Origin of the sequence: Mesorhizobium sp. LNJC394B00, from assembly GCF_000502555.1 — a bacterium.
In the GTDB taxonomy this organism is placed as follows: domain Bacteria; phylum Pseudomonadota; class Alphaproteobacteria; order Rhizobiales; family Rhizobiaceae; genus Mesorhizobium.
The window spans coordinates 1,763,365-1,786,772 of the sequence record NZ_AYWH01000002.1 but is presented as its reverse complement, the minus strand read 5'-3'; the positions used below and the strand labels follow the sequence as shown (position 1 = coordinate 1,786,772).

The window sequence follows — 23,408 nt, the reverse complement described above, 5'->3', positions numbered from 1 at the left end:
GGCGGTCGCCGGACCGAATGGCGCAAGCTAGCACAGAGCCGCATTTTCGGCCGGTCCAAAGAAATCGACATGGCAGGCCGAATGATCTATCATTGCGGCTCAATTGTTATCAGATGGGCTGTGATATCCGTGACAGAAGACCAATTGGACCGCATCGACAGAAACATCCTGTCGGCGCTGGCGCGCGACGGGCGGCTGTCCATGTCGGAACTGGCCGGCAAGGTCGGCCTGTCGAAGACGCCGGTGCAGGCGCGGGTGAAGCGCCTGGAGAAGGACGGCTATATCAGGGGCTATCAGGCGATCATCGATCGCGAGCGCATGGGCGAAGGCCATGTCGCCTTCGTCCAGGTCAAACTGTCGGACACGCGCTCGGCCGCGCTCGATGCTTTCAACCGTGCGGTGCAGACCGTGCCGGAGATCGAGCAGTGCCACATGATGGCGTCGAGCTTCGATTATCTCCTGAAAGTCCGTACCACCGACATCGCCGCCTATCGCCGCGTGCTCGGCGAGCGCATCTCGGCACTGCCGCATGTTGCGCAGACCTCGACCTTCGTGGCCATGGAGACGGTGAAGGATCGCTAGCTCACTCCGACAGCGTCTTCAAAAATGCCACCAGCGCCGCGCGTTCGCGGTCCGACAGTTGCAACGGGTGCACTTCGGAGGTGCCTTCAACGGCCGCCTCCGCCTTCGCGTAGTGCGCCACCACCTCCTCCAGCGTGGAGAACTGTCCGGCATGCATATAGGGCGGCCGTGTCGCCGCGCCCCGCAGCGACGGCGTCTTGTAGGCACGCATCAGTTCGGGTGCTGCCTTGACGATGAAGCGCAGTTCTCCGCAGGCGCCGGCGTCGCCATCGCGGAAGGCGCCGAAGCAGTTGAATGGGTCGGCCTGAACCTGGGCCACCGCATCGAAACGGCCGCGATCCAATGGCAAATCCCTGACCGGCCGCACGCCGGTGTTGTGGAAAGCGTTGTCGGTGAAGCGCGGGCCGTTATGGCAGGTGACGCAATTGGCCTTGCCGATGAACAGTTTCAGCCCGAGCATCTCCTCCTGCGAAAAGGCATCGTCGGCTTTCGGCTTGGCGCCTGACGCAAGATCGATGGCAAAGCGGTCAAAGCGCGTCTGTGCCGGTTCGATCGACCGTTCGAAGGCGGCGATCGCCTTGCCGATATTGGAAAAGACGCGGTTGACGCCCTCAGCCTGAGTTGGGGTCATCGCCTTCCAGGCCGCCTGCTCGGCCTCGTTGCCAAGCGGGCTGGCGTGGGCCGGCACGGCGGAAAGATCCGGCAGTGGCCCGAAGATGCGCTCGTAGCGCGCACCAAAGCGCTTCTGGATGTAATGGGCGAAGGCGGCGCGGTTTCCCGCCTGCTCGAGCGGATTTTCCAGCGGCGTCAGCGCCTGCGCCCACAGGCTGTCGCGCCGCCCATCCCAGAAGAACCACGGATTGCGGGCAATGCCGGCCAGCGGCATCGAGCGCCTGTTGGTGCGGCCGACACCGACGGATTGCGGCAGGTCATCCTGGAACTGCCGGTCGATCTTGTGGCAGGTCGAGCAGGATACGTTACCGTCACGGCTCATGCCCTGGTCGAAGAACAGAGTGGAGCCCAGGGCGGCGGCGGCTGGCACGTCGGCGAAGCGGTTGGTGGTGTCGGGTTTGAGCGCCGGCAAGGTGTTCAGCGCCAGCGAAGCGATGGTCTTCTTCTCGGCATCGGAAAAATCCGGTTTGCCGCAGCCGGCAACGAGCACGACCGCCGCCAATGCCAGAAGGCGCAACAGGCCGTTCATCCGCTCACAGCACCACGTTGAAGACGACCGTGTCGGAACCGGCCGCCGCCGAAATGGCGAAGCGCAACTGCCACACGCCGCTCATGGTGAATTTCAGCCCCTCGATGCGGTAACGCCCCTCGCCAAGATAATCGGTCGCCTGCGGACTGGTCGGCAAGCCGTGATTGTGCTGCGGCATGCCGCCGGACACCGAGATCGCCGCACCTTCCACGGAATCGCCCTTGACCGTCTTCAGGGTCAGCAACCAGGATTGCAGTTCGCCTTGCCGGATAACGCCGCGTTCCGGCTGAATGCTGGCGACAAACAAGCCGTTCGCCGTCTTCTTCGAGCGCGAAACATCGGGGCTCGGCGCCGACTGCGGCGCGGTCAGATAGACGATCGCCAATATGCCAGCCAGCAAGCCGGCCAGACCAACGCCCGCAAGAAGATAACGCCATATCGATGCCAAACCGGTTCCTCTTCTGGGCATAACGTCTCGGGAAGCAATTCGCGTCCCGCCGCTTCTGTGGGAAAACGCTTCTGGCGCAAAAAACCGCCGCCGCCAAGCATGGCGCTGCCGGCCGCAAAAAGCTACAGCAGCGAACTGATCCGGAGACAGATACATGGCAGCAGACGGCGTCGCTTCGATCGGTGAATGCATGCTCGAGCTGTCCGGCCAGGCCGGGCCGAACTGGCGCATGGGCTTTGCCGGCGACACGTTCAACACGCTGTGGGCGCTGCATGCGCTGAGCGGCGAGCGGCCGGCGACCTATGTCTCGGCCTTCGGCGACGATCCCTTCTCGCAGGGCCAGATTTCGTTCTTCGCCGAAAACGGCATCGACATCGGCGCCAGCCCGGTCATCCCAGGCGCGCGGCCCGGCCTCTACGCCATCACCTTGACCGGCGCCGAACGCGCCTTCACCTACTGGCGCAGCGACGCGGCGGCCAGGCGGCTCGCCTCGGACCCGGCCGCCTTGGCAAAAAGCCTTGAAAACCAGGCTCTTGTGTATTTTTCCGGAATCACTTTGGCAATTCTGGATGCCGCCGCGCGCAAGACGTTGCTGGCGGAAGTGTCCAAGGCGCGGGCTGCCGGTTCGCTCGTCGCCTTCGACCCCAACTACCGGCCGCGCCTGTGGCAGAGCCGCGAGGAGGCGCAAGCCGCGATCCTCGACGCGCTTGCCGTCACCGACATCGCGCTGCCGACCTTTCCCGACGAGCAGATGCTGTTTGGCGACACGGCATCGCAAGCGACCGCCGAGCGGTTCGGAAAACTGGTCGGCGAAGTCGTCGTCAAGAATGGCGAGGAACCCGCGCTGATCGCCACTGGCGGAGCCCTGCAGCCGGTTCCGGCCCAGCATGTCGCCACCCCGGTCGACACCACCGGCGCCGGCGATTCCTTCAATGGCGGCTATCTCGCCGCCCGGCTTGCCGGCCATGCCCCGGCGGATGCCGTGCAGCGCGCGCATCGCGTCGCCGCCGCTGTCGTGCAGGTGCGAGGCGCGCTGGCGCCGTTCGAGGTTCTAAGAACCGCTTTCGAGGGCTAAGACCTTAGGGAAGCCTGAAACGATATTCCGTCACCTGATGATAGATCTGGCCCGGCCACAGCGTGGCCTGCGGGAAATAGGGCCGGTTCGGCGCGTCGGGCCAGGTCTGCGCTTCCAGGCAAAAGCCGGAAAACGCCTTGTAGCGCCGTCCGTCCAGGCCGCCCGAGGTCGGCGCGACATACTGGCCGGTGTAAAGCTGCAGGCCCGGCTCGGTGGTCCAGACTTCCATCTCGACGCCGGAATTGGCGCCTTGCGCCCACGCCACCTGGTGAAGCGGGCCCCGGGCTGACGCCAGGCAGAAATTGACGTCGTAAGGAAGCTGCTCGCCTTCCGTTTCCATGCGCAGCGGCCGCGCCTGGCGGAAGTCGAAGGGCGTGCCGTCGACAGGTTTGACGACGCCGGTCGGGATCATCTCGCCATCGACCGGCGTATAGGCGCCGGCATTCAGCATCAGCCGGTGGTCGAGAATGTCACCGGTGCCGCCATCGTCGAGATTGAAATAGGAATGCTGCGCCAGATTGCACAGCGTCGGCTCCTCGCAGGTGGCGGTCAGCTCCATCGAGAGCGTGCCGGGAATCTTCAGCCGGTAGGTGCAGGTGACGTCGAGCGCGCCGGGAAAGCCCATCGTGCCCTCGGGATCGTGCAGGGTCAGGGTGACGAAATCCCGGCCATGCAGCGAAACCGTCCACGGCCGCTGGAAGAAGCCCTCCGAACCGCCATGCAGCGTGTGCTTGCCGAGGAAATTGCGCTCGGTCTGGTAGCGCTGGCCGGCAATGGTGAAGCGGCCGTCGCGGATGCGGTTGGCGTAACGGCCGACGACCGCGCCGAAGAAGGCCCGGTCGGTCTCGTAAGGCTCGAAGCGGTCGTAGCCCAGCACCAGCGGCGCATCGTGGCCGGCGAGGCGCAGATCCTGGATGATTGCGCCGAGCCCGATGATGTTGGCGCTGATGCCGCCGCCCCGGATGGTGAAACGGCGAACGGGTTCGCCCGCCTGCGTCGTGCCGAAGACTTCGCCGTCCTTCATCGCTATGTCCAAATGCTAATTCGTCGATCTATCGACTTAGAGCAATTCCAGGAAAAGTGTGAAACGGTTTTCCGTCCGGAATTGCAAAAAACAAAGAACTGGAGCGGTTCGGCGTTTCCGTGAAACGCTGAACCGCTCCAGGCCGGCTGAATGTCGTCTGGCAAGGGCCGGCCCGCGGCCTGCCCTGCCCGTCAATGATTTAGAGGCCGAGACCCCCGATGCAGACATATTTGGTGTCGAGATAGTCCTCGATGCCCTGATGTCCGCCTTCCTTGCCGAGGCCCGATTCCTTGACGCCGCCGAACGGCGCTTCCGGCGTGGTGATCAGGCCTTCATTGACGCCGACCATGCCGTATTTCAGGCCTTCCATGACCCGGAAGGCGCGGCCGAGGTCGCCGGTGTAGAAATAGGCGGCAAGGCCGAACTCGGTGTCGTTGGCAAGCGCAATGGCTTCCTCCTCGGTCTCGAACTTGAACACCGGGGCGATCGGGCCAAAAATCTCTTCCTTCATGAAGCGCATGTCAGGCTTCGCATCGGCGATGACGGTCGGCTGGAAGAATGAGCCGCCAAGCGCGTGGCGCTTGCCGCCGGCAACGACCTTGCCGCCCTTCGACGTGGCGTCGGCGATGAATTCCTCGACCTTCTCGACCGCCTTCACGTCGATCAGCGGTCCCTGCTGCACGCCCTCTTCCAGGCCCGAGCCAACCTTCAGCGCATTGCTGGCAGCGGCCAGCTTCTCGACAAACTTGTCGTAGATGCCGGCCTGCACCAGGAAGCGGTTGGTGCACACGCAGGTCTGGCCTGAATTGCGGTATTTGGCGGTGATGGCGCCGGCGACGGCGCGATCGAGGTCGGCATCGTCGAAGACCACGAACGGCGCATTGCCGCCGAGTTCCATCGAGACCTTCTTGACGGTGACGGACGACTTCTGGATCAGCAGCTTGCCGATCTCGGTCGAGCCGGTGAAGGTGATCTTCGACACCAGCGGATTGGCGCAGATCTCGTCGCCGATTTCGCCGGCAGCACCCGTGAGGATGTTGATGACGCCCTTTGGGAAGCCGACTTCCTCGGCGAGCGCGCCCCATGCAAGGCCGGAATACGGCGTCTGCGAGGCGGGCTTGACCACGGCGGTGCAGCCGGCGGCAAGCGCGGGGCCGAGCTTGCGGGCAAGCATCGAGGAGGGGAAATTCCACGGCGTGATGGCGGCAATGACGCCGACCGGCTCCTTGGTCACCAGGATGCGGCGATCGCCCCACGGCGATGGCACGACATCGCCATAGGTGCGGCGGCCTTCCTCGGCAAACCACATGATGTAGGCGGCGGCCGAACCGATCTCGCCCTTGGATTCGGCGAGCGACTTGCCCTGCTCGATGGTGAGCAGTTCGGCCAGCACATCCTGATTATCCATCATCGCGTCATGCAGCTTGCGCAGCAGCTTCGAGCGCTCCAGCGCGGTCGTCTTGCGCCAGGTCTTGAAGGCTTCGCTTGCGGCTTCGATGGCGCGGCGGGTTTCCGCCTTGCCCGACTTCGGCACGGTGCCGATCTTGAGACCGGTGGCCGGGTTGTTGACGTCGACCGCTTGGCCGCTGTCGGCCTGCACCCATTCGCCATTGATGAGATTGGCCTGGCGCATGAAATGGCTGGTTTTCTGCAGCATGGTCTAGCCTCCGTTCGGCGCACTGACGGGCCGGTCTGTGGATGTCTTCGATGAGCGCGCGCAATGGCCTGGATGCCCGACACGCTGAGCCACTGCTCTTTACCTAGGGCAAGCTCGGCAAGCAATGCAAGATGGCATATAGGCTTTGGGCCAGCCAAACGCCAGAGAAAATTCACATGTAAATTAGTTTGGGCCCCAGCCTTGCCGAAGACCAAGCCTACCCAAAGACATGAACCACCACCGTCAGCCAAAAGGCGGTTGTAACAACCGCGCTTGCCGTGGCGATGGTCATCTGGTTCGACGCCAGCGCCTGGCCGGTGTTGAACTGAACGGCGATGAGATAGGAATTGATGCCGGACGGCAGCGCCGCCACCACGACCGCCACTTTGGCCGTCAAGGGCGGCAGGCCAAACAGCCAGACCAGGCCGAGCACCAGCGCCGGCATCAGGAACAGTTTCAGCGTCGACAGCGCCAGCGCCGGTCGGATGTTACCGGAAATGCCGAAACGGCGCAGGCTGAGCCCCATGGCGAACAGCGCCACCGGCCCGGCGGTGTTAGCCAGCGCATCGACCAGCCGCGTCGCAAGGTTCGGCAGCGGCGCGCCGGTGAGGCGCCATGCCAGCCCGGCCAGGATGCCGATGATCAGCGGGTTCGTGAACAGTCTTCTCAGAAAGCTCTGGATGATGCGCAGCGGGTGTACGGGCTCGCTGCCGCCGCGGCCAAATATCTCGAACATGATGATCGAAGCCATCATCATGGTCGGCAGGTGCACGGAAACGAGCAGCGACAGCACTTCGAATCCGCTGGACCCGAATACGCCGAGAACGAAGGGAATGCCCAGCAACACCACATTCGAGAAGGATGACGACACTCCACCGACGATGCCGGTGCGCGCGTCCCGCCCGAAGATCCGTGTCGTCACCAGATGGCCGGCGGCCCATGTCATTGCAACCGCCGCGAAATAAGCACCCCACAGCGACCAGGGCGCCACGCCGTGGAAATCGGAATTCACCATCGTCCGAAACAGCAGCAGCGGCATCGCCACGTTGATGGCGAATTCGGAGATGCCGTCCCCGCTGGCCGGTTTCAGATAGCCGGTGAGCCCGGTGACATAGCCGAGCGCAACGAGGCTGAAGACGAAAAGAACGGTTTCGGTAAGCGGAGACATTTTTCAGGGATAGGCGAGCCCGGATTCCAGCGCAATCGCCATGATCTTCAGAAACTGATCCTCGATCCGCCCGGCGCCTGAATTTGATCATGGTCGGGTGGCAGCGCTATACAGGCTTGGGATCATCAGGGCGGACACACAGCGAATGGTTGCGACGCCGAAACAGCGTCATTTCAGACAGGGGTGGCTGGCGGGTTTCGTCGCTATACTGCTTTGCCTTGGCGTATCTGAGGCCCAGGCCGCCGAGACCAAAAGTCTCAAGGGCGTGGCGCTGATCATCGGCCAGTCGAAATACAAACACATCGCAGCCCTTGCCAACCCGGCCAACGACGCCCGCGACATGGCCAAGATGCTGACCGACCTCGGCTTCGACGCCCGCAACGTCACCGATCGCGATGCCGCCAAGCTGAAGCGCGATCTCGATCGGTTTGTCGAGGACGCCGAAGGCGCCGACGTCGCCTTCATCTATTATTCCGGCCACGGCATCGAGGCGGGCGGCGAGAATTATCTGGTGCCGGTCGATGCCGACGTCTCGTCGTTGAAAAATGCTGGTGAGGCGCTGGTGCCGATTTCAGCCGTCATGGACGAGCTGAAAAAGACCGTGCCGGTGACGATCGTGCTGCTTGACGCCTGCCGCACCAACCCGTTTCCGCCGGACGCGGTCGTGCGACGCGGGCCGACGGCTTCCGCCGAGCCTGTCGGCGCCGGCGGGCTGGAACCGGTGCGCGGCGCAAAAGCCCTCGCCGATGCCTCATTGGATAATGCCAGCCTGGGAACCGTGGTCGGCTTCGCCGCTGAGCCGGGCCGACCCGCACTTGATGGCGCCGCCGGCGAAAACAGCCCCTACGCCGCCGCCCTGCTGCGCCACCTCACCGCGATGAAAGGCACGGAATTCGGCTCGGTCATGCGCATGGTCACCGAGGAGGTCTATCTCGACACCAAGGCAAAGCAGCGCCCCTGGGTCAGCGAGAGTCTGCGTCGCCTGCTCTATTTCGGCGTCGCGCCGCCGGAACCGACCGGCGACGACGGGCTGATCACCGGTGAGCGGCGGCAATTGCTGCTGACCATTTCCGACCTGCCCGATCCCAAACGGGCTCAGGTGGAGTTGGCTTCTCTGCAGGACGGCGTGCCCCTTGACGCGCTCTACGGCGTGCTCAAGGCGCTCGGCACGGAAAAGATCCCTGAGGATCCCAACGACCTGCAGAAGGTGCTGGACAGCCAGGCCGAGCGTCTGAAGAAGATGATGGCCGAGCGCGCCGCATTACGCACCGACGATCCCGAGATCAGTCGCCTGGTCGCATCCGCCGACAAGGCCATAGGCCAGGGCGCCATGGTGACGGCGCGCAAATTCCTCGACGACGCGGTCGGCCGGATCGAGGAAAACAGCGGTGCGGTCGACGAGGCCGAGGACCTGCTCCGGCAAAAGCGCATCGCCGACGCCGCCATCTATGCCAAACGCGCCGACGCCGCCGCGCTGGTCTTCGACTACAAATCCGCCGCCAACGACTATGCCAAGGCGTATTCGTTGGTCGAGAAGTGGGACGAAAAGCTGCGCTGGAACTACAAGAACCAGGAGGCCGAGGCGTTGAACGCTCATGGCTACGCCACCGGCGACCTCGATGCGCTGCAGCACTCCATCGAGGCCTATCGCACCATCTTGAACTTCATCCCCAACGGCGAACAGAATCGCGACTGGGCAATCACCCGCAACAACATGGCGGTGGTGCTGCAGACCATTGGAGAGCGCGAAACCGAGACCGCGCATCTCGAAGAAGCAGCGGTGATTTTCCGCGATTCGCTGGTGGTGTTCGAGCGCGAGAAGGACGACCGCAACTGGGCCGCGGCGCAGAACAACCTGGCCAACGTGCTTCTGAAGATCGGCGAACGCGAGAGCGACCCGAAGCGTCTCAATGAAGCGGTGGCGGCGACGCGCGCCACCCTTGAGAAGCGTCCGCGCGACAAGCTGCCGTTGGACTGGGCCGGTTCGCAGAACAATCTAGGCCTCGCGCTCTATGCACTCTCCGAGCGTGAGCCTGCCGGCGAGCATCTCACCCAGGCCGAAGCAGCCTACCGGCTGGCGCTTGAGGAATACACACGCGAGAAAGCACCCGTGGAATGGGCGATGGTCGAGAACAATCTCGGCAACACGCTTGTAACGCTTGGCATCCAGCTCAACGACAAGGCGAAGATCAACGAGGCGGCCGACGCGTTTCGCGCCGCGCTGGAAGTGCGAACCCGCGAAACTTTCCCGGTGTCCTGGGCGACCAGCCGCCTCAACCTGGGCAATGCGCTGAGCGGTATCGCCCGCTTCGATATGGGCACGGCTACGCTCGAAGAAGCTGCTGCTGCCTATGACGACGCTCTGACGGTGTTTACCCGCAAGCGCTTCCCGATGGACTGGGCGTCAGCCCAGAACAATCTCGGCTCGATCTATCAGACGCTGGGCCAGCGCACGCGTGATGCGGCCAAGCTGGAACAGTCGGCGGCAGCCTTCCAGGCGGCACGGCAGGTCTATGTCAGGCGGAAGTTCCCGCAGGACTGGGCGATGAGCTACTACAATCTCGGCAACACGCTGCAGCTTCTCGGCGGCGTCACCGACAAACCCGAGCATTACAGCGAGGCGGTCGACGCCTACGGCAATGCGTTGCGCGAGTACAAGCGCGAGACGAACCCGCGGCAATGGGCAATGGCCCAGGCCGGCCTGGGCTCGACGCTGCACTGGTTGAGCATGAGCAATGGCGATGCCAAGACCCTGCAGGATTCGATTGCGGCGCGGCGGGCAGCGCTCGAAATACTCACCATCGAGGCCGCGCCGGTCGACTGGGCCAACGCTCAAAATGGCATCGGTATGAGCCTGCTCAATCTCGGCAATCTCCAGCGGACCGACAAATATCTCAACGACGCCGAAGCGGCGTTCACGGCGGCGCTGAAGGTGTTTACGCGCGAAAGTCAGCCGCTGCAGTGGGCCTTCGAGCAGAACAATATCGGCGACGTCCACTGGAACCGCGCCAGCTATGGCGCGGGCAAGCCGGAATATCTCAAGGCGATCGAATTCTTCGAGAACGCCAAGCAGGGCTTCACCGAAGCCGGCTACACGATCCCTATCCCGCTCACCGATCAGAAGATCGAGCTGGCGAAGAAGCAAATGGCGAAAATGTGAAGCGAACCGAGGGTTCGCCTTTCGCTTGTCTTTGTGCCGGCTTTCCGATCCCTATATCAGAATGACCGGAGCCGGCATCCGGCTCCCGGAAAGGTTTCGATGATTCGATTTGTGCTGTCGCTGTTCCTGCTTGCTGTTCCCGCCGTCGCCCACGCGACCGACGCCGGCTGGGCGCTGCTGCGTGACGGCGGCCATGTCGTGCTGCTTCGCCACGCACTGGTCACCGGCACCACCGACCCCGCCAATTTCGTCATCGACAACTGTGCCACCCAGGTCAATCTATCGGCGCGCGGCAAGCAGCAGGCGAGCAAGATCGGCGCGCTGTTCGGCGCCCGCGCCGCCCCCATCGAGCGGGTGCTGTCCAGCCGCTATTGCCGCTGCCTCGACACTGCCCGCATCGCCTTCGAAGCGGAGCCGGAGCTTTTTGCGCCGCTCGACCTCCTGAGGAGCGATCCGACCGAGAAGGCCGCGCAGCTCGACGCGGTGATGAAGGAAATCCGCGCCTACACCGGTTCCGACAATCTGGTCATGGTCACGCATCTCGAAAACATCGTCGCGCTGACCGGCGTCTCGCCGCGCGAGGGCGAAGCGGTGGTGGTCGAGCCGCAGGGCGATGGCTTGCGCGTGCTCGGCCGCGTCACGTTCTGAGAGAGCCAGTGGTCAAGCTCCGTGAAAACTTAGCTGACGTAACGTCAACTGGAAGGGCCACCGGCTTGTCGGGCGGCCCTTCTTGTCTTCACGGGAGGGCCATCCCATCTGCGCCCCGCGCATCAGGCCTTTTCCTGCCGGGAAAAACCGATTAGACAGCGCCCAAACCAGATGCGGACAGATTCCGCCCGCAACCGAAGGAAGAGCCCTTGTCCACCACGTTCGACAAAGTCGCCAAGATCATTGCCGACACCAGCGAGATCGATATCGACACCATCACTCCCGAGAGCCACACGATCGACGATCTCGGCATCGACAGTCTCGATTTCCTCGATATCGTCTTTGCCATCGACAAGGAATTCGGCATCAAGGTGCCGCTGGAAAAGTGGACCCAGGAAGTCAATGACGGCAAGGCTTCGACCGACGATTACTTCGTCATGAAGAACCTGTGCGCCAAGATCGACGCGCTGGTCGCCGCCAAGACCGCCTGATATCGGCTGGCGCGCGGCCTTGACGGGCTGCGCCGCCTGACCCACAAAGCCGCTCATGAGCAGCCCTCGCGACGTCGTCATCACCGGTATCGGCCTTGTCTCCTCGCTGGGAGAGGGTCCGGATACCCACTGGCAGAAGCTGGCGCAGCCCGGCCTGCAGCCGGTGCTCGAATCCGCGCGCTTTGCGCCCTACACCGTGCATCCACTGCCGGAGATCGACTGGAACCTGCAGATCGCCAAGCGAGGCGACCAGCGGCAGATGGAAACATGGCAGCGGCTCGGCACCTATGCGGCCGGCATGGCGCTGGACGACGCCGGCATCAAGGGCAATGACGAGCTCTGCACGACCATGGACATGGTTGTCGCTGCCGGCGGCGGCGAGCGAGACGAGGCGGTCGATGCCGCCATCCTCGCCGCGTCCGAGAGCCGCAACGACCGCGACGTGCTGCTCAACGAGAAACTGACCACCGAATTGCGGCCGACGCTTTTCCTGGCCCAGCTCTCCAATCTGCTCGCCGGCAACATCTCCATCGTCCACAAGGTGACGGGATCGTCGAGGACCTTCATGGGCGAGGAAGGTGCCGGCGTCGCCGCCGTCGAGACCGCCGCCGCGCGCATCCGCTCCGGACAGTCGACGCACATACTGGTCGGCGGCGCCTTCCAGACCGAACATTCCGACATGCTGCTCGGTTATGAGCTGGCCGGTTATCTGCATCGCGGCCCATGGAAGCCGGTCTGGCAGAGACAGGGCGCCGAGGGCGGCGGCCTGGTCTCCGGCTCCGGTGGCGCCTTCCTGGTGCTGGAGCAGCGCGAACACGCGCAAAGGCGTGGGCGGAAAATCTATGCCGAGCTCGGACCGGTCGTCTCAGGCCGCGCCCGGCGCTCGCGCGGCGAGCTTGACGCCGAGATCGCGACACTGCTCAAACAGGCAACTCTCCCCAGCGGCAAGCTGCTTGCCCTGTCGGGCGCATCCGGGGCGCATACCGCAACGTCAGCCGAAAAGTCAGCGCTGGATGCCAATCCGGCGATATCGGCGCGCGGCTTCGCGACGCTGACCGGGCATATGAAGGAAGCGCAGTTTCCATTCGCGGTCGCCCTCGCCGCCCTGGCCGTCGACCGCAAGGCCGCCTACCCCGTTTTCGACGCCGCGGCCGAGAAGCCGTTCGAAGGCATTCCCGAAACCGTGCTCGCAACGGCGATCGGCTATCACCAATTCGAGGGCATGGCGCTGGTCAACGCTGCTTGAAGCAGCGCTGCGCGATCATGCTGCAAAGTTAAGAGGTTCCGGATGGCCAATCTCAGAGATCACATGGGCAGGCCGATCGTCGCCGTCACCGGCATCGGCGTGGTAACCTCGCTCGGCATCGGCAAGGCCGATAACTGGGCGGCACTGACCTCCGGCAAATCGGGCATCCACCCGATCACCCGCTTTCCCGTCGACCACCTCAACACCCGCATCTCCGGCATGGTCGATTTCCTCGACTCAAGCTCGAAAGGCGCCAGCCTGCTGACCTACGAACTGGCCGAAACCGCAGCGAAGGAGGCGGTGGCCGAATCCGGCCTCGATTCCTCTGACTTCGGTGGCCCGCTCTTCCTCGCCTCGCCGCCGGTCGAGCTCGACTGGCAGGATCGCTTCGCGCTCTACAATTCCGACGGCCAAGGCGCCGGCGCCGAAAGGCTGCTCAGGGTGGCGCGCGGGCTGAAGGAAACAGATACGTTCGCTAGCACGCAGTTCGGCGCGATCGCCGACCGGCTGGCCGACCGCTTTGGCACGCGCGGCCTGCCGATCACGCTGTCGACGGCCTGCGCTTCGGGCGCCACCGCCATCCAGCTCGGCGTCGAAGCGATCCGCCGCGGCGAATGCGACCGGGCGCTGTCCATCGGCGCCGACGGTTCGGCAACCGCCGAGGCGCTGATCCGCTTTTCGTTGCTCTCGGCGCTGTCGACCCACAATGACATCCCTGAAAAGGCGTCAAAACCCTTCTCCAAGGACCGCGACGGCTTTGTGCTGGCCGAAGGCTCCGGCGCTCTGGTGCTGGAATCGCTTGAGGCAGCCCTTGCCCGGGGCGCCAGCGTTCTCGGCATCCTGCGCGGCTGCGGTGAAAAGGCCGACGATTTCCATCGCACCCGTTCCAAGCCCGACGGTTCCCCGGCGATCGCAGCAGTCCGCGCCGCCCTTGCGGATGCCGGCCTGAGCAAGGACGAGATCGACTACGTCAACGCTCACGGCACCTCGACGCCGGAAAACGACAAGATGGAGCATCTGTCGCTGTCGACCGTGTTCGGCGATCGCATCGGCTCGATGCCGGTCTCGTCCAACAAGTCGATGATCGGCCACACGCTGTCGGCGGCGGGTGCTGTCGAAGCGGCGTTTTCGCTGATGACCATGCGCGAAAGCGTCATTCCGCCGACCATCAACTACGACAATCCCGACCCGGCAATCGTGCTCGACGTGGTGCCCAACAAGAAGCGCAATGCCGAAGTCGGCACCGTGCTCTCGAACTCGTTCGGCTTCGGCGGCCAGAACACTTGCCTTGTCATGGCGCGGGAACCGGTCTAAGCGACCTTTTTCAGCCAGACTGAACTGACAGGCTCCATGCGCGCACTGCAACTTATCGAGGACCGCCGTCTTGAAACGGTGGACCTGCCGCCCCCGCCGCCCCCCGCATTGGGCGAAGTCACGCTGCGCATCAAGGCGGTGGCGCTGAACCATATCGACGTCTGGGGCTGGCGTGGCATGGCCTTCGCCAAGCGTAAGCTGCCGCTGGTCGTCGGCGCCGAAGCCTCCGGCGAGGTCGAAGCTGTCGGCCCCGGCGTCTCCAGCCTGCTGCCCGGACAATTGGTGTCGATCTACGGCGCGCGCACCTGCGGCCTTTGCCGCGCCTGCCGCGAAGGCCGTGACAATCTCTGCGAACATGTCTCGGGCGTCCACGGCTTCCATCTCGACGGCTTTGCGCAGGAGAAGATCAACCTGCCGGCGCGCCTGCTGGTCCCGGCCCCTCCAGGCGTGACCGATGTCGGCGCTGCCGTCGCCCCCGTCACCTTCGGCACCGTCGAGCACATGCTGTTCGACAATGCCAAGCTGCAGCCCGGCGAAACCATCCTCATCCATGCCGGCGGCTCCGGCATCGGCTCGGCGGCGATCCAGCTGGCCAAGCGCATGGGTTGCACCATCATCACCACGGTCGGTTCCAACGACAAGATCGACAAGGCCAAGGCGCTCGGCGCCGACCATGTCATCAACTACCGCGACGATCGTTTCGAAGGCGTCGTGCGCAAGCTCACCAGGAAGAAGGGCGTCGACGTCGTCTTCGAACATGTCGGCGCCGACACCTTTGCCGCCTCGATGCTGTGCCTCAAGCGCGGCGGCCGCCTGGTCACCTGCGGCTCGACCTCCGGCGTGTCGACGCAGATCAATCTGATGCAGCTGTTCCAGCAGCAGCTGAAGCTGCTTGGGTCCTTCGGCTGCCGCATGGAGAACATGGCCAACGCCATGCAGAAGATGGCGGCGGGACAGGTCGCACCTGTCATCGACACCGAAGTCGGCTTCGACGGCATCGACGCCGCGTTGAAGCGCATGGAAGGCCGCGACGTGTTCGGCAAGATCATCCTGCGCGTTTCCTAGGACAATGGCCGGCAAGGTGTTCAAGAAAGCCCGCCGGGACTTCATGTTCCGCTATGGCCGAAGACTGCGCCAGATGGAGCACTGGCTGGTGGCGCGCGCGGCGATGACGATCATCTCGCTGCTGCGCCTCTTGCCCGCCGACAAGGCGCTCAATTTCGCCGACCGCGCGGCCCGCCGCATCGGCCCCCGTGTCGGGCGCCACCGCGTCGCCGTCAACAATCTGCGCCTTGCCTATCCCGAAAAGAGCGATGCCGAGATCGAGGCCATCGCCTCCGACATGTGGGGCAACATGGCCCGGCTCGCCGCCGAATACATCTTTCTCGATGCGCTCTTCGACTATGATCCGAACGCAGCGACGCCCGGCCGCGTCGAAGTCGGTGGCGCTGATCATTTCCATCAGATAGCTGGCGAGGACAAACCGCATATCCTGTTCACCGGCCATCTCGGCAATTTCGAGCTGCTGCCGGTGGCAGCCGCGACGTTCGGCATGAAGATCACGGCGCTGTTTCGTCCGCCGAACAATCCCTACCTCGCCGATTATATCCATTCGACGCGGCGTTCGAGCATGGGCGCCTTGCTGCCGTCTTCGACCGGCGCCTCCTTCGCGTTGGCGTCGATTCTGGAGAAAGGCGGCAATATCGGCGTTTTGGTCGACCAGAAATTCTCCAGCGGACTGGAGACGATCTTCTTTAATCGCCCATGCCAGAGCAATCCGGTTCTGGGCATGCTCGCCCGTCACTATGATTGCGACGTCTATCCGGCGCGATGTGTGCGGCTGCCTGGCAACCGCTTCCGCCTCGAGATCGAGGACAAGCTGACCTTGCCGCGCAATGAAAGCGGCAGCGTCGATGTCGCGGCCACCACCCAACTGCTCGCCAACGTGGTCGAGCGCTGGGTGCGCGAGGATCCGGGACAGTGGATGTGGTTCCACAAAAGGTGGGAAATCTCAGGCCGGCGTCGCCGCCGGCGCGGACAGGCCAACGCCACCGGCCAGGGGCAGCGTCAATCTTAAGTCGTCGAAAGCCTCAGTTCGTCACAACGATCCGCGTATTGCCGAAGCCGACTTCGCGCACCATCGCATAGAACATCGCGGCATTGGCGGTGTGCAGCCGCACGCAGCCATGCGATGCCGGACGCCCTAGCTGCCTGACCGCGCCGGTGCCGTGGATGGCGTAGCCGCCATGGAAGAACACCGAGTAAGGCATTGGCGACATGTGGTATTTCTTCGAATACCACATCCGCGCCGTGCGTTGCGGCCGATAGGTGCCACGCGGCGTGAAATAGCCACTGCGGGCGGTCGACACGCTCCAGCGATAAAGCACCTGGCCGTATTGGCTGACGGTCATGGTCTGCGACGAGACGTCGATGCTGGCCACCAGCGAGGCAGCCCTGCTTTCGATGGACGTGCCGAACAGCATCGCAGCAAAAGCAGCTGCCATGAGAACGATTTTAGTCATGAGATCAAACCCCTTTGATGCCCCTTGCCTGCTCTGTCATCACGCGGTTTTTCATCTTTTTAACGACAGGTGAGTGATCTAACACACACTCCTTGATAAATTCGCCAATCTAAAGCAGCGAATTTGAACGATTTTCCCGCCATAGTTGCCGCTGCGACACGAAGTTTCGGCGCCAGTGCCGCGATGCTTGCAAAACCACCCCCTTGCCTGCTCAAATCCGGGAATGAACGAACGACTCTTCAAAGCGATAGACGCCCGTGTTGATGACCTGGTCGCACTGACCGTCGACCTGATCGGCTTCCCGACCATCAACCCGCCTGGCGAAGCCTATCGCCCCTGCGCCGAATATATCGGGGCGCGCCTAGGCAGGCTTGGCTTCGAAACCGAATTCATCCGCGCCGAAGGCACGCCCGGCGACACCGACCGCTATCCCCGCGTCAATGTCGTCGCCCGCTTCGACGGCCGCTCGCCTGGGGCCTGTGTCCATTTCAACTCGCACATCGATGTGGTCGAAGCCGGCGAAGGCTGGAGCGTCGATCCCTTTGCCGGCGTGGTGAAGGACGGCAAGGTCTACGGGCGCGGCGCCTGCGACATGAAAGGGGGCATGGCCGCCTCGATCATCGCGGCGGAAGCCTTCATGCAGGTATTCCCCGACTTTCCTGGCGCCATCGAAATCTCCGGCACCGTCGATGAAGAGTCCGGCGGCTTCGGCGGCGTCGCCCATCTGGCGAAGCTTGGCTATTTCTCGAAACCCAAGGTCGACCACGTCATCATCCCCGAGCCGCTGAACAAGGACCGCATCTGTCTTGGCCATCGCGGCGTCTGGTGGGCGGAGATCGAGACCAAGGGCGAGATCGCGCATGGCTCGATGCCGTTCCTCGGCGACAATGCCGTGCGCCACATGGGCGCCGTGCTGCAGGCCTTCGAGGATGAACTGTTTCCGGCGCTCGATCGCAAGGTGACGCGCATGCCTGTCGTGCCCGAAGGCGCAAAGCGCTCGACCATGAACATCAACTCGATCCATGGCGGCCAGACCGAGGATTTCCGCCCCGGCCTGCCCTCACCCAACGTGCCCGACGCCTGCCGGCTGACCATCGACCGCCGCTTCCTGCTCGAGGAGGACCTTGCCACGGTCAAGAGCGAGGTGACCGATATCCTCGACCGGCTGAAGCGCGAGCGCAAAAAGTTCGACTACGAGATTCGCGACCTGATGGAGGTGCTGCCGCTGATGACCGAGCGCGACGCGCCGGTGGTCAAGGCGGTGGCGCAAGGCATCATGGCGATCTTCGACCGCGAGCCGGATTATGTCATTTCACCAGGCACTTACGACCAGAAGCACATCGCCCGCATCGGCCACATCTATGATTGCATCGCCTATGGCCCGGGCATTTTGGACCTCGCCCACCGGCCCGACGAATGGGTCGGTATCTCTGATATGGTGGAGTCGGCCAAGGTGATGGCGATCGGGCTGAATGTGCTGCTCAGGGGCACGGCCGCGGGCTGAACCATCGACTTCGCTGAAAAAACATTCCTCCCCGCGCCGCTGCAGAGCACGAAACGCAATTTACTCCACCTCGAAATCACGCTTCTATCGCACTAGGGTTCGAGCATTTGGGAGTTGCACGATGAAATTGTGGAAAACCATTCTTGCCGCCGCGGTGCTGGCACTGGCCGGCAGTCAGGCATTTGCCGCACGCACCGACCTGGTGATCGGCATTCCGCTCGAGCCGCCACATCTCGATCCGACCGCCGGTGCTGCCGCGGCGATCGACGAAGTGCTCTACGCCAACGTCTTCGAGGGCCTGACCCGCATCGGCCCGAATGGCGAAGTGCTGCCCGACCTCGCCGAGAGCTGGGCCATTTCCGACGACGGCAAGGTCTACACCTTCAAGCTGCGCACCGGCGTCAAATTCCATGACGGCAGCGATTTCGATGCCGGCGACGTGAAGTTCTCGCTCGACCGCGCCCGTGCCGACAATTCCGTAAACGCGCAAAAGGCCCTGTTCGCCGCCATCGATACGGTCGAAGTCGTCGATCCGACAACGGTCAAGGTGACGCTGAAGAACCCGCAGGGGTCGTTCCTCTACAATCTGGGCTGGGGCGACGCGGTGATCGTGGCGCCGGAGAGCGCCGACACCAACAAGGAAAAGCCCATCGGCACCGGCCCGTTCAAATTCCAGAGCTGGGCCAAGGGCTCGTCGATCACGCTGGTCAAATCCGACAACTACTGGGGCGCTCCGGTATCCCTCGACAAAGCCGAGTTCCGCATCGTTCCCGACGCCGCCGCCGCCGTGCCGGCGCTGCTCTCGGGCGACATCCAGGCTTTCCCTTTCTTCGATCCCGACAGCGTCGCGCAGGTCAAGGACGATCCGCGCTTCAAGGTGGTGATCGGCTCGACCGAGGGTGAGACCATTCTGGCGATCAACAACAAGAAGCCGCCTTTCGACAAGCTCGAGGTGCGGCAGGCGATTGCCTTCGCGCTCGACCGCAAGGCGATCATCGACGGCGCCTCGGCCGGCCTCGGCGTGCCGATCGGCTCGCACATGTCGCCCGCCAGCAAGGCCTATGTCGACCTCACCGGCCTCTACCCGCACAATGTCGACAAGGCCAAGGAGCTGCTGAAGCAAGCCGGCTTCGAAAACGGCATCAAGGCGACGCTGAAACTGCCGCCGCCTTCCTATGCACGGCTTGGCGGCGAGATCATCGCCTCGCAGCTGCGCGATGTCGGCATCGACCTGGAAATCATTCCGGTCGAATGGGCGCAGTGGCTGGATCAGGTGTTCACCAAGAAGGATTACGACCTGACCATCGTCTCCCACACCGAGCCCAACGACATCGATATCTACTCGCGCAAGGACTACTACTTCAACTACGACAACCCCGCCTTCGACAAGATCATCGCCGAGCTGAACCTCACCTCCGACGACGCCAAGCGCAACACGCTGCTCGGCGAAGCACAGAAGATCCTGGCCGACGACGCCGTGGTCGGCTTCCTCTATGAACTGCCGAAGGTCGGCGTCTGGGACGCCAAGCTGCAGGGCCTGTGGGAAAACGCGCCGATCCAGGCGAATGACCTGACCAAGGTGAAGTGGGCGGATTGAGGCGGCGGGCCAAAGGGCGGCGTTTGCGCTCCGTCACACCCCCCTCTGCCCTGCCGGGCATCTCCCCCGCAAGGGGGGAGATTGGGCTCTCGTCTCCGCTTTCGCCAATTGCCAGCGCCGCAAAGGAAAGCCCGGCGCTGAAACTGCTGATCTCCCCCCTTGCGGGGGGTGAGGAGTGGTCCGCGCAGCGGACGGAAAGCCAACTGCTTGGCTTTCCGAACAACGAACGCCCGAAGCGACAGCGAAGGGCCGGGTCCGGCAGGACAGAGGGGGGTGTGACAGAACGCTGCCTTTGCTCAGTCATCGCACTTGGCAACGCACCATTCCCGCCACCATGACCGCCTACCTCCTCAAACGCCTCGCCATCGCCATCGCAACCTTGATCCTGGCCTCGATGGTCGTCTTCGCCATGCTCGAAATCCTGCCCGGCGATCCGGCGCGGCTGATGCTTGGCCTCAACGCCAGCGCCGAGCAGGTCGAACTCCTGCGCAACCAGATGGGCCTCAACGCGCCGCTTCTCCTGCGCTACCTCCACTGGGTCGGCGGTCTGCTCAGCCTCGATTTCGGCCGCTCCTACACTTATTCGGTGCCGGTCATCGACCTTGTCCGCGAGCGCATGGCGGTTTCCCTGCCGCTGGCGCTGATCGCGCTGGCGCTGTCCACCATCATTGCCATCCCGGTCGGGCTCTATTCCGCCAGCCGGCGCGGCCGGGCCGGTGACACGATCGCCATGGGCGCCGCCCAACTCGGCGTCGCCATCCCGAACTTCTGGTTCGCGCTGATGCTGATCTACCTATTTGCCGTGTGGCTGCGGCTGGTGCCGGCCGGCGGCTTTCCCGGCTGGAGCGCCGGCGCGTGGCCGGCCCTGAAATCGCTGCTGCTGCCGGCCGTAGCACTTGCGCTGCCGCAGGCCGCGATCCTGGCGCGCGTTGCCCGCTCCGCGCTGCTCGAGGTGCTGAACGAGGATTATATCCGCACCGCCCGCGCCAAGGGCCTGCCCTATCGTGCCGTACTATGGCGGCACGCGCTGCGCAACGCGATGATCCCGGTTCTGACCATTCTGGGGCTGCAATTCGCCTTCCTGCTCGCCGGCACCATCATCATCGAGAACGTCTTTTATCTCCCCGGCCTCGGACGGCTGGTGTTCCAGGCGATCACTCAGCGCGACCTGATCGTGGTGGAAAGCATCGTCATGCTGCTGGTCGTCGCCGTCATTGCCGTTAACCTCGTCGTCGACGTCTCCTACGCCATCGTCGATCCGCGCCTTCGAGGCCGGCAATGACGCTGCACATCGACATCCCGCAGGAGACGTTGGGCAGCATTCTGGCCAAGGCCTTCCGCAACCGCTCCTTCCTCATCGGCTTCGCCATCACGGTGCTGGTGGCTGCAATAGCGGTCATCTCCTACGTCTGGACGCCCTACGACGTGACCAAGCTGGTGATCTCGGACAAGACGCTGGCGCCCTCTGCGGCGCACTGGTTCGGCACCGATCATTTCGGCCGCGACATCCTGTCGATGATCATGGTCGGCGCCCGCAACTCGATTGCCGTGGCGCTGGTCGCGGTCGGCATCGGCATGGGCGTCGGCGTGCCGCTCGGCGCCTTCGCCGCGGCGCGCGGCGGGTTTGTCGACGAGGCGCTGATGCGGCTGAACGACCTTGTCTTCGCCTTCCCGGCGCTTTTGTCGGCGATCATGATCACCGCCATCTTCGGACCGGGCGCCATCAACGCCATCATCGCCATCGGCATCTTCAACATCCCGGTGTTTGCGCGCGTCGCCCGCGCCGGCGCGCTGGCGATCTGGCCACGCGAGTTCATTCTCGCCGCGCGCGCCGCCGGCAAGAGCAAGACGCAGATTACAATCGAGCACGTGCTGCCCAACATCGCCACGCTGCTTCTGGTGCAAGGCACCATCCAGTTCGCGCTCGGCATTTTGGCCGAAGCCGGTCTCTCCTATGTCGGCCTCGGCGCCCAGCCGCCAATGCCGAGCTGGGGCCGCACGCTGTTCGACGCGCAGACGCGCATGGTGGTGGCGCCTTGGATGGCGATCTTCCCCGGCATGGCCATCGTCATCACCGTGCTTGGGCTCAATCTGCTCGGTGACGGCATCGCCGACATACTCGACCCGAAATCGCGGCGGCAGCGATGAGCCTGCTGCAGATCGAGAACCTGTCGCTGGCCGTCGGCGACACGCCGATCCTGAAAGGGGTCGAGCTCTCCGTCGCGCCCGGCGAGGTGATGGGCCTGGTCGGTGAATCCGGTTCCGGCAAATCGATGACGGCGCTGACCATCACGCAGCTTCTGCCGCATGCGGCGCGCGCCACCGGCCGCGTGACCTTCGACGGCATCGATATTCTGGCCGCAACCGAGGACCAGATGTGCGCGCTGCGTGGGGACGACATCGGCATGGTGTTCCAGGAGCCGATGACGGCGCTCAACCCCGTCAAGACCATCGGCGAGCAGGTCGCCGAAGGCATACGCTGGCACACCAGGGCAAGCCGTGCCGACGCCGAAGACCGCGCGCGCAAAATGCTCGACCGCGTTGGCCTGCCGGAGGCCAAATTCCCGCTGTCGCGCTATCCGCACGAACTGTCGGGCGGCCAGCGCCAGCGCGTCGTCATCGCCATTGCCTGCGCATTGAAACCCAAGCTGCTCATCGCCGACGAGCCGACCACGGCGCTCGACGTGGTGCTGCAGGCGCAGATCCTCGACCTCTTGCGCGGCTTTGTCAGCGAAAACCGCATGGGCCTGCTTCTGATCTCGCACGATCTCGCCGTCGTCACCGAAATGGCCGACCGCATCACCATCCTGCGTCATGGCGAGGTGATGGAAGCCGGCGACACCGCACGCACGCTATCGGAACAGCTGCATCCCTACACGCGCCAGCTGGCGCTGGCCTCCATGCACGTGCCCGCGCGCGCCAAGGTTCACGCCACCGGCCAGGGCAAACCGCTGCTTGAGGTCGAAGGCGTGACACGGGACTATCCGGGCCGGCGCACCTCCCTGTTCAAGTCAGCGGCTCCAATCCGCGCCGTCGACGACGTGTCCTTGTCGCTGGCGCCGGGCCAATCGGTGGCGCTGGTCGGCCGCTCCGGCTGCGGCAAGTCAACGCTTGCCCGCATGATCCTGGCGCTCGACAAATCGACATCGGGAACGATCCGCTTTCGCGGCGAGACCATCACCGGCAAAAGCGAGGCGGAGCTCAAAGCCGCGCGGCGCGACATGCAGGTGGTGTTCCAGGATCCCTACGGCTCTTTCGACCCGCGCCAGAAGGTCGAGAAACTGGTCGCCGAGCCGCTGCATGTACTGGAGACGAAGCCGACACCGGCCGAGCGGCGCGAGATGGTGGCGCATGCGCTGCACGAGGTCGGCCTCGGCGTCAGCGACATGGACAAATATCCGCATGAGTTTTCCGGCGGCCAGCGCCAGCGCCTGTCGATCGCCCGCGCCATCATCACAAGGCCGAAGCTGGTCGTCGCCGACGAGCCGGTCTCGGCGCTCGACGTGTCGATCCGCGCCCAGATCCTCGATCTGTTCGCAGAGCTCAACCAGAAGCTCGGCATCGGCTATCTCTTCATCACTCACGATTTGACCGTCGCCCGCGCCATCACCGATGAGGTGCTGGTCATGCATGACGGCAGGATCGTCGAGCGCGGCAAGACCGGCGACGTGCTCGATCATCCGCAGTCGGAGGCGGCCAGGGCGCTGGTCGCGGCTGCGCCCGATCTGCATCGGGCGATCGCTCGCCGTATGCAGGAACAGGGCTGAGTGA

Annotated in this window: 20 protein-coding genes; 14 read left to right on the top strand and 6 right to left on the bottom strand. The window is 64.0% G+C overall.

The features are described 5' to 3' along the window. Positions 1-129: 129 nt before the first annotated feature. The gene (locus X751_RS151285; RefSeq protein WP_023696487.1) at positions 130-582 is read left to right on the top strand and encodes an Lrp/AsnC ligand binding domain-containing protein; all 453 of its coding nucleotides are present in this window, start codon (positions 130-132) and stop codon (positions 580-582) included. A 1-nt stretch (position 583) separates the two neighbouring features. Here X751_RS151285 and X751_RS151290 read toward each other — a convergent pair whose 3' ends face one another. Both X751_RS151290 and X751_RS151295 read right to left on the bottom strand, forming a co-directional pair. Beyond that, entirely contained in the window at positions 584-1,783 is a 1,200-nt protein-coding gene (locus tag X751_RS151290; RefSeq protein WP_023744741.1) for a cytochrome c peroxidase, read from the bottom strand. Between the two features lie 4 nt (positions 1,784-1,787). Continuing rightward, on the bottom strand, positions 1,788-2,231 hold the full coding sequence (locus X751_RS151295) for a FixH family protein (protein WP_023744740.1): 444 nt from the start codon (positions 2,229-2,231) through the stop codon (positions 1,788-1,790). 154 nt (positions 2,232-2,385) lie between these two features. Here X751_RS151295 and X751_RS151300 point away from each other — a divergent pair, with 154 nt between their 5' ends. Next, on the top strand, positions 2,386-3,306 hold the full coding sequence (locus X751_RS151300) for a sugar kinase (protein ID WP_023725631.1): 921 nt from the start codon (positions 2,386-2,388) through the stop codon (positions 3,304-3,306). Positions 3,307-3,310: 4 nt separating this feature from the next. On the opposite strand, the gene X751_RS151305 is transcribed toward X751_RS151300, so the two are convergent. The 3 genes from X751_RS151305 to X751_RS151315 form a co-directional block, all read right to left on the bottom strand. Next, on the bottom strand, positions 3,311-4,336 hold the full coding sequence (locus X751_RS151305; RefSeq protein ID WP_023714373.1) for an aldose epimerase family protein: 1,026 nt from the start codon (positions 4,334-4,336) through the stop codon (positions 3,311-3,313). A gap of 193 nt (positions 4,337-4,529) precedes the next feature. Continuing rightward, complete coding sequence (locus X751_RS151310; RefSeq protein ID WP_023714372.1) at positions 4,530-5,987, bottom strand: NAD-dependent succinate-semialdehyde dehydrogenase; 1,458 nt, start codon at positions 5,985-5,987, stop codon at positions 4,530-4,532. A gap of 217 nt (positions 5,988-6,204) precedes the next feature. Continuing rightward, positions 6,205-7,155 carry an AEC family transporter gene (locus X751_RS151315; RefSeq protein ID WP_023670444.1) on the bottom strand — a complete coding sequence of 317 codons (951 nt, stop codon included), beginning with the start codon at positions 7,153-7,155 and terminating at the stop codon, positions 6,205-6,207. Between the two features lie 145 nt (positions 7,156-7,300). Here X751_RS151315 and X751_RS151320 point away from each other — a divergent pair, with 145 nt between their 5' ends. From X751_RS151320 to X751_RS151350, 7 genes are all read left to right on the top strand, one after another. After that, positions 7,301-10,315 (top strand): caspase domain-containing protein, encoded by a 3,015-nt coding sequence (locus tag X751_RS151320; protein WP_023744739.1) that lies wholly within the window; start codon positions 7,301-7,303, stop codon positions 10,313-10,315. Positions 10,316-10,414: 99 nt separating this feature from the next. Then, positions 10,415-10,963: a histidine phosphatase family protein gene (locus X751_RS151325; RefSeq protein WP_023670442.1), complete on the top strand. Its 549-nt coding sequence runs from the start codon at positions 10,415-10,417 to the stop codon at positions 10,961-10,963. 209 nt (positions 10,964-11,172) lie between these two features. Continuing rightward, positions 11,173-11,454, top strand: a complete 282-nt coding sequence (locus X751_RS151330) for an acyl carrier protein (RefSeq protein ID WP_010909964.1) — start codon at positions 11,173-11,175, stop codon at positions 11,452-11,454. Between the two features lie 55 nt (positions 11,455-11,509). Further along, positions 11,510-12,700 carry a beta-ketoacyl-ACP synthase gene (locus X751_RS151335; RefSeq protein ID WP_023744738.1) on the top strand — a complete coding sequence of 397 codons (1,191 nt, stop codon included), beginning with the start codon at positions 11,510-11,512 and terminating at the stop codon, positions 12,698-12,700. 42 nt (positions 12,701-12,742) lie between these two features. After that, the gene (locus tag X751_RS151340; RefSeq protein WP_023744737.1) at positions 12,743-14,014 is read left to right on the top strand and encodes a beta-ketoacyl-ACP synthase; all 1,272 of its coding nucleotides are present in this window, start codon (positions 12,743-12,745) and stop codon (positions 14,012-14,014) included. 36 nt (positions 14,015-14,050) lie between these two features. Beyond that, entirely contained in the window at positions 14,051-15,079 is a 1,029-nt protein-coding gene (locus X751_RS151345; protein ID WP_023733737.1) for a zinc-binding dehydrogenase, read from the top strand. A gap of 4 nt (positions 15,080-15,083) precedes the next feature. Continuing rightward, on the top strand, positions 15,084-16,091 hold the full coding sequence (locus tag X751_RS151350; protein WP_031247079.1) for a lipid A biosynthesis lauroyl acyltransferase: 1,008 nt from the start codon (positions 15,084-15,086) through the stop codon (positions 16,089-16,091). A gap of 13 nt (positions 16,092-16,104) precedes the next feature. On the opposite strand, the gene X751_RS151355 is transcribed toward X751_RS151350, so the two are convergent. Further along, on the bottom strand, positions 16,105-16,536 hold the full coding sequence (locus tag X751_RS151355; RefSeq protein ID WP_023681747.1) for a L,D-transpeptidase: 432 nt from the start codon (positions 16,534-16,536) through the stop codon (positions 16,105-16,107). Between the two features lie 223 nt (positions 16,537-16,759). On the opposite strand from X751_RS151355, the gene X751_RS151360 reads away from it, so the two are divergent. The 5 genes from X751_RS151360 (at position 16,760) to X751_RS151380 (ending at position 23,404) form a co-directional block, all read left to right on the top strand. After that, positions 16,760-18,040: an acetylornithine deacetylase/succinyl-diaminopimelate desuccinylase family protein gene (locus tag X751_RS151360; RefSeq protein ID WP_023744735.1), complete on the top strand. Its 1,281-nt coding sequence runs from the start codon at positions 16,760-16,762 to the stop codon at positions 18,038-18,040. A gap of 121 nt (positions 18,041-18,161) precedes the next feature. Further along, positions 18,162-19,637, top strand: a complete 1,476-nt coding sequence (locus tag X751_RS151365) for an ABC transporter substrate-binding protein (protein ID WP_023744734.1) — start codon at positions 18,162-18,164, stop codon at positions 19,635-19,637. A gap of 334 nt (positions 19,638-19,971) precedes the next feature. Further along, a complete protein-coding gene (locus X751_RS151370) occupies positions 19,972-20,919 on the top strand; it encodes an ABC transporter permease (RefSeq protein WP_023744733.1) in 948 nt (315 codons plus the stop codon). Then, on the top strand, positions 20,916-21,785 hold the full coding sequence (locus X751_RS151375; protein ID WP_023744732.1) for an ABC transporter permease: 870 nt from the start codon (positions 20,916-20,918) through the stop codon (positions 21,783-21,785). Before X751_RS151370 ends, X751_RS151375 begins: the two co-directional genes overlap by 4 nt. Then, a complete protein-coding gene (locus tag X751_RS151380) occupies positions 21,782-23,404 on the top strand; it encodes a dipeptide ABC transporter ATP-binding protein (RefSeq protein ID WP_023744731.1) in 1,623 nt (540 codons plus the stop codon). Before X751_RS151375 ends, X751_RS151380 begins: the two co-directional genes overlap by 4 nt. Positions 23,405-23,408: the final 4 nt, after the last annotated feature.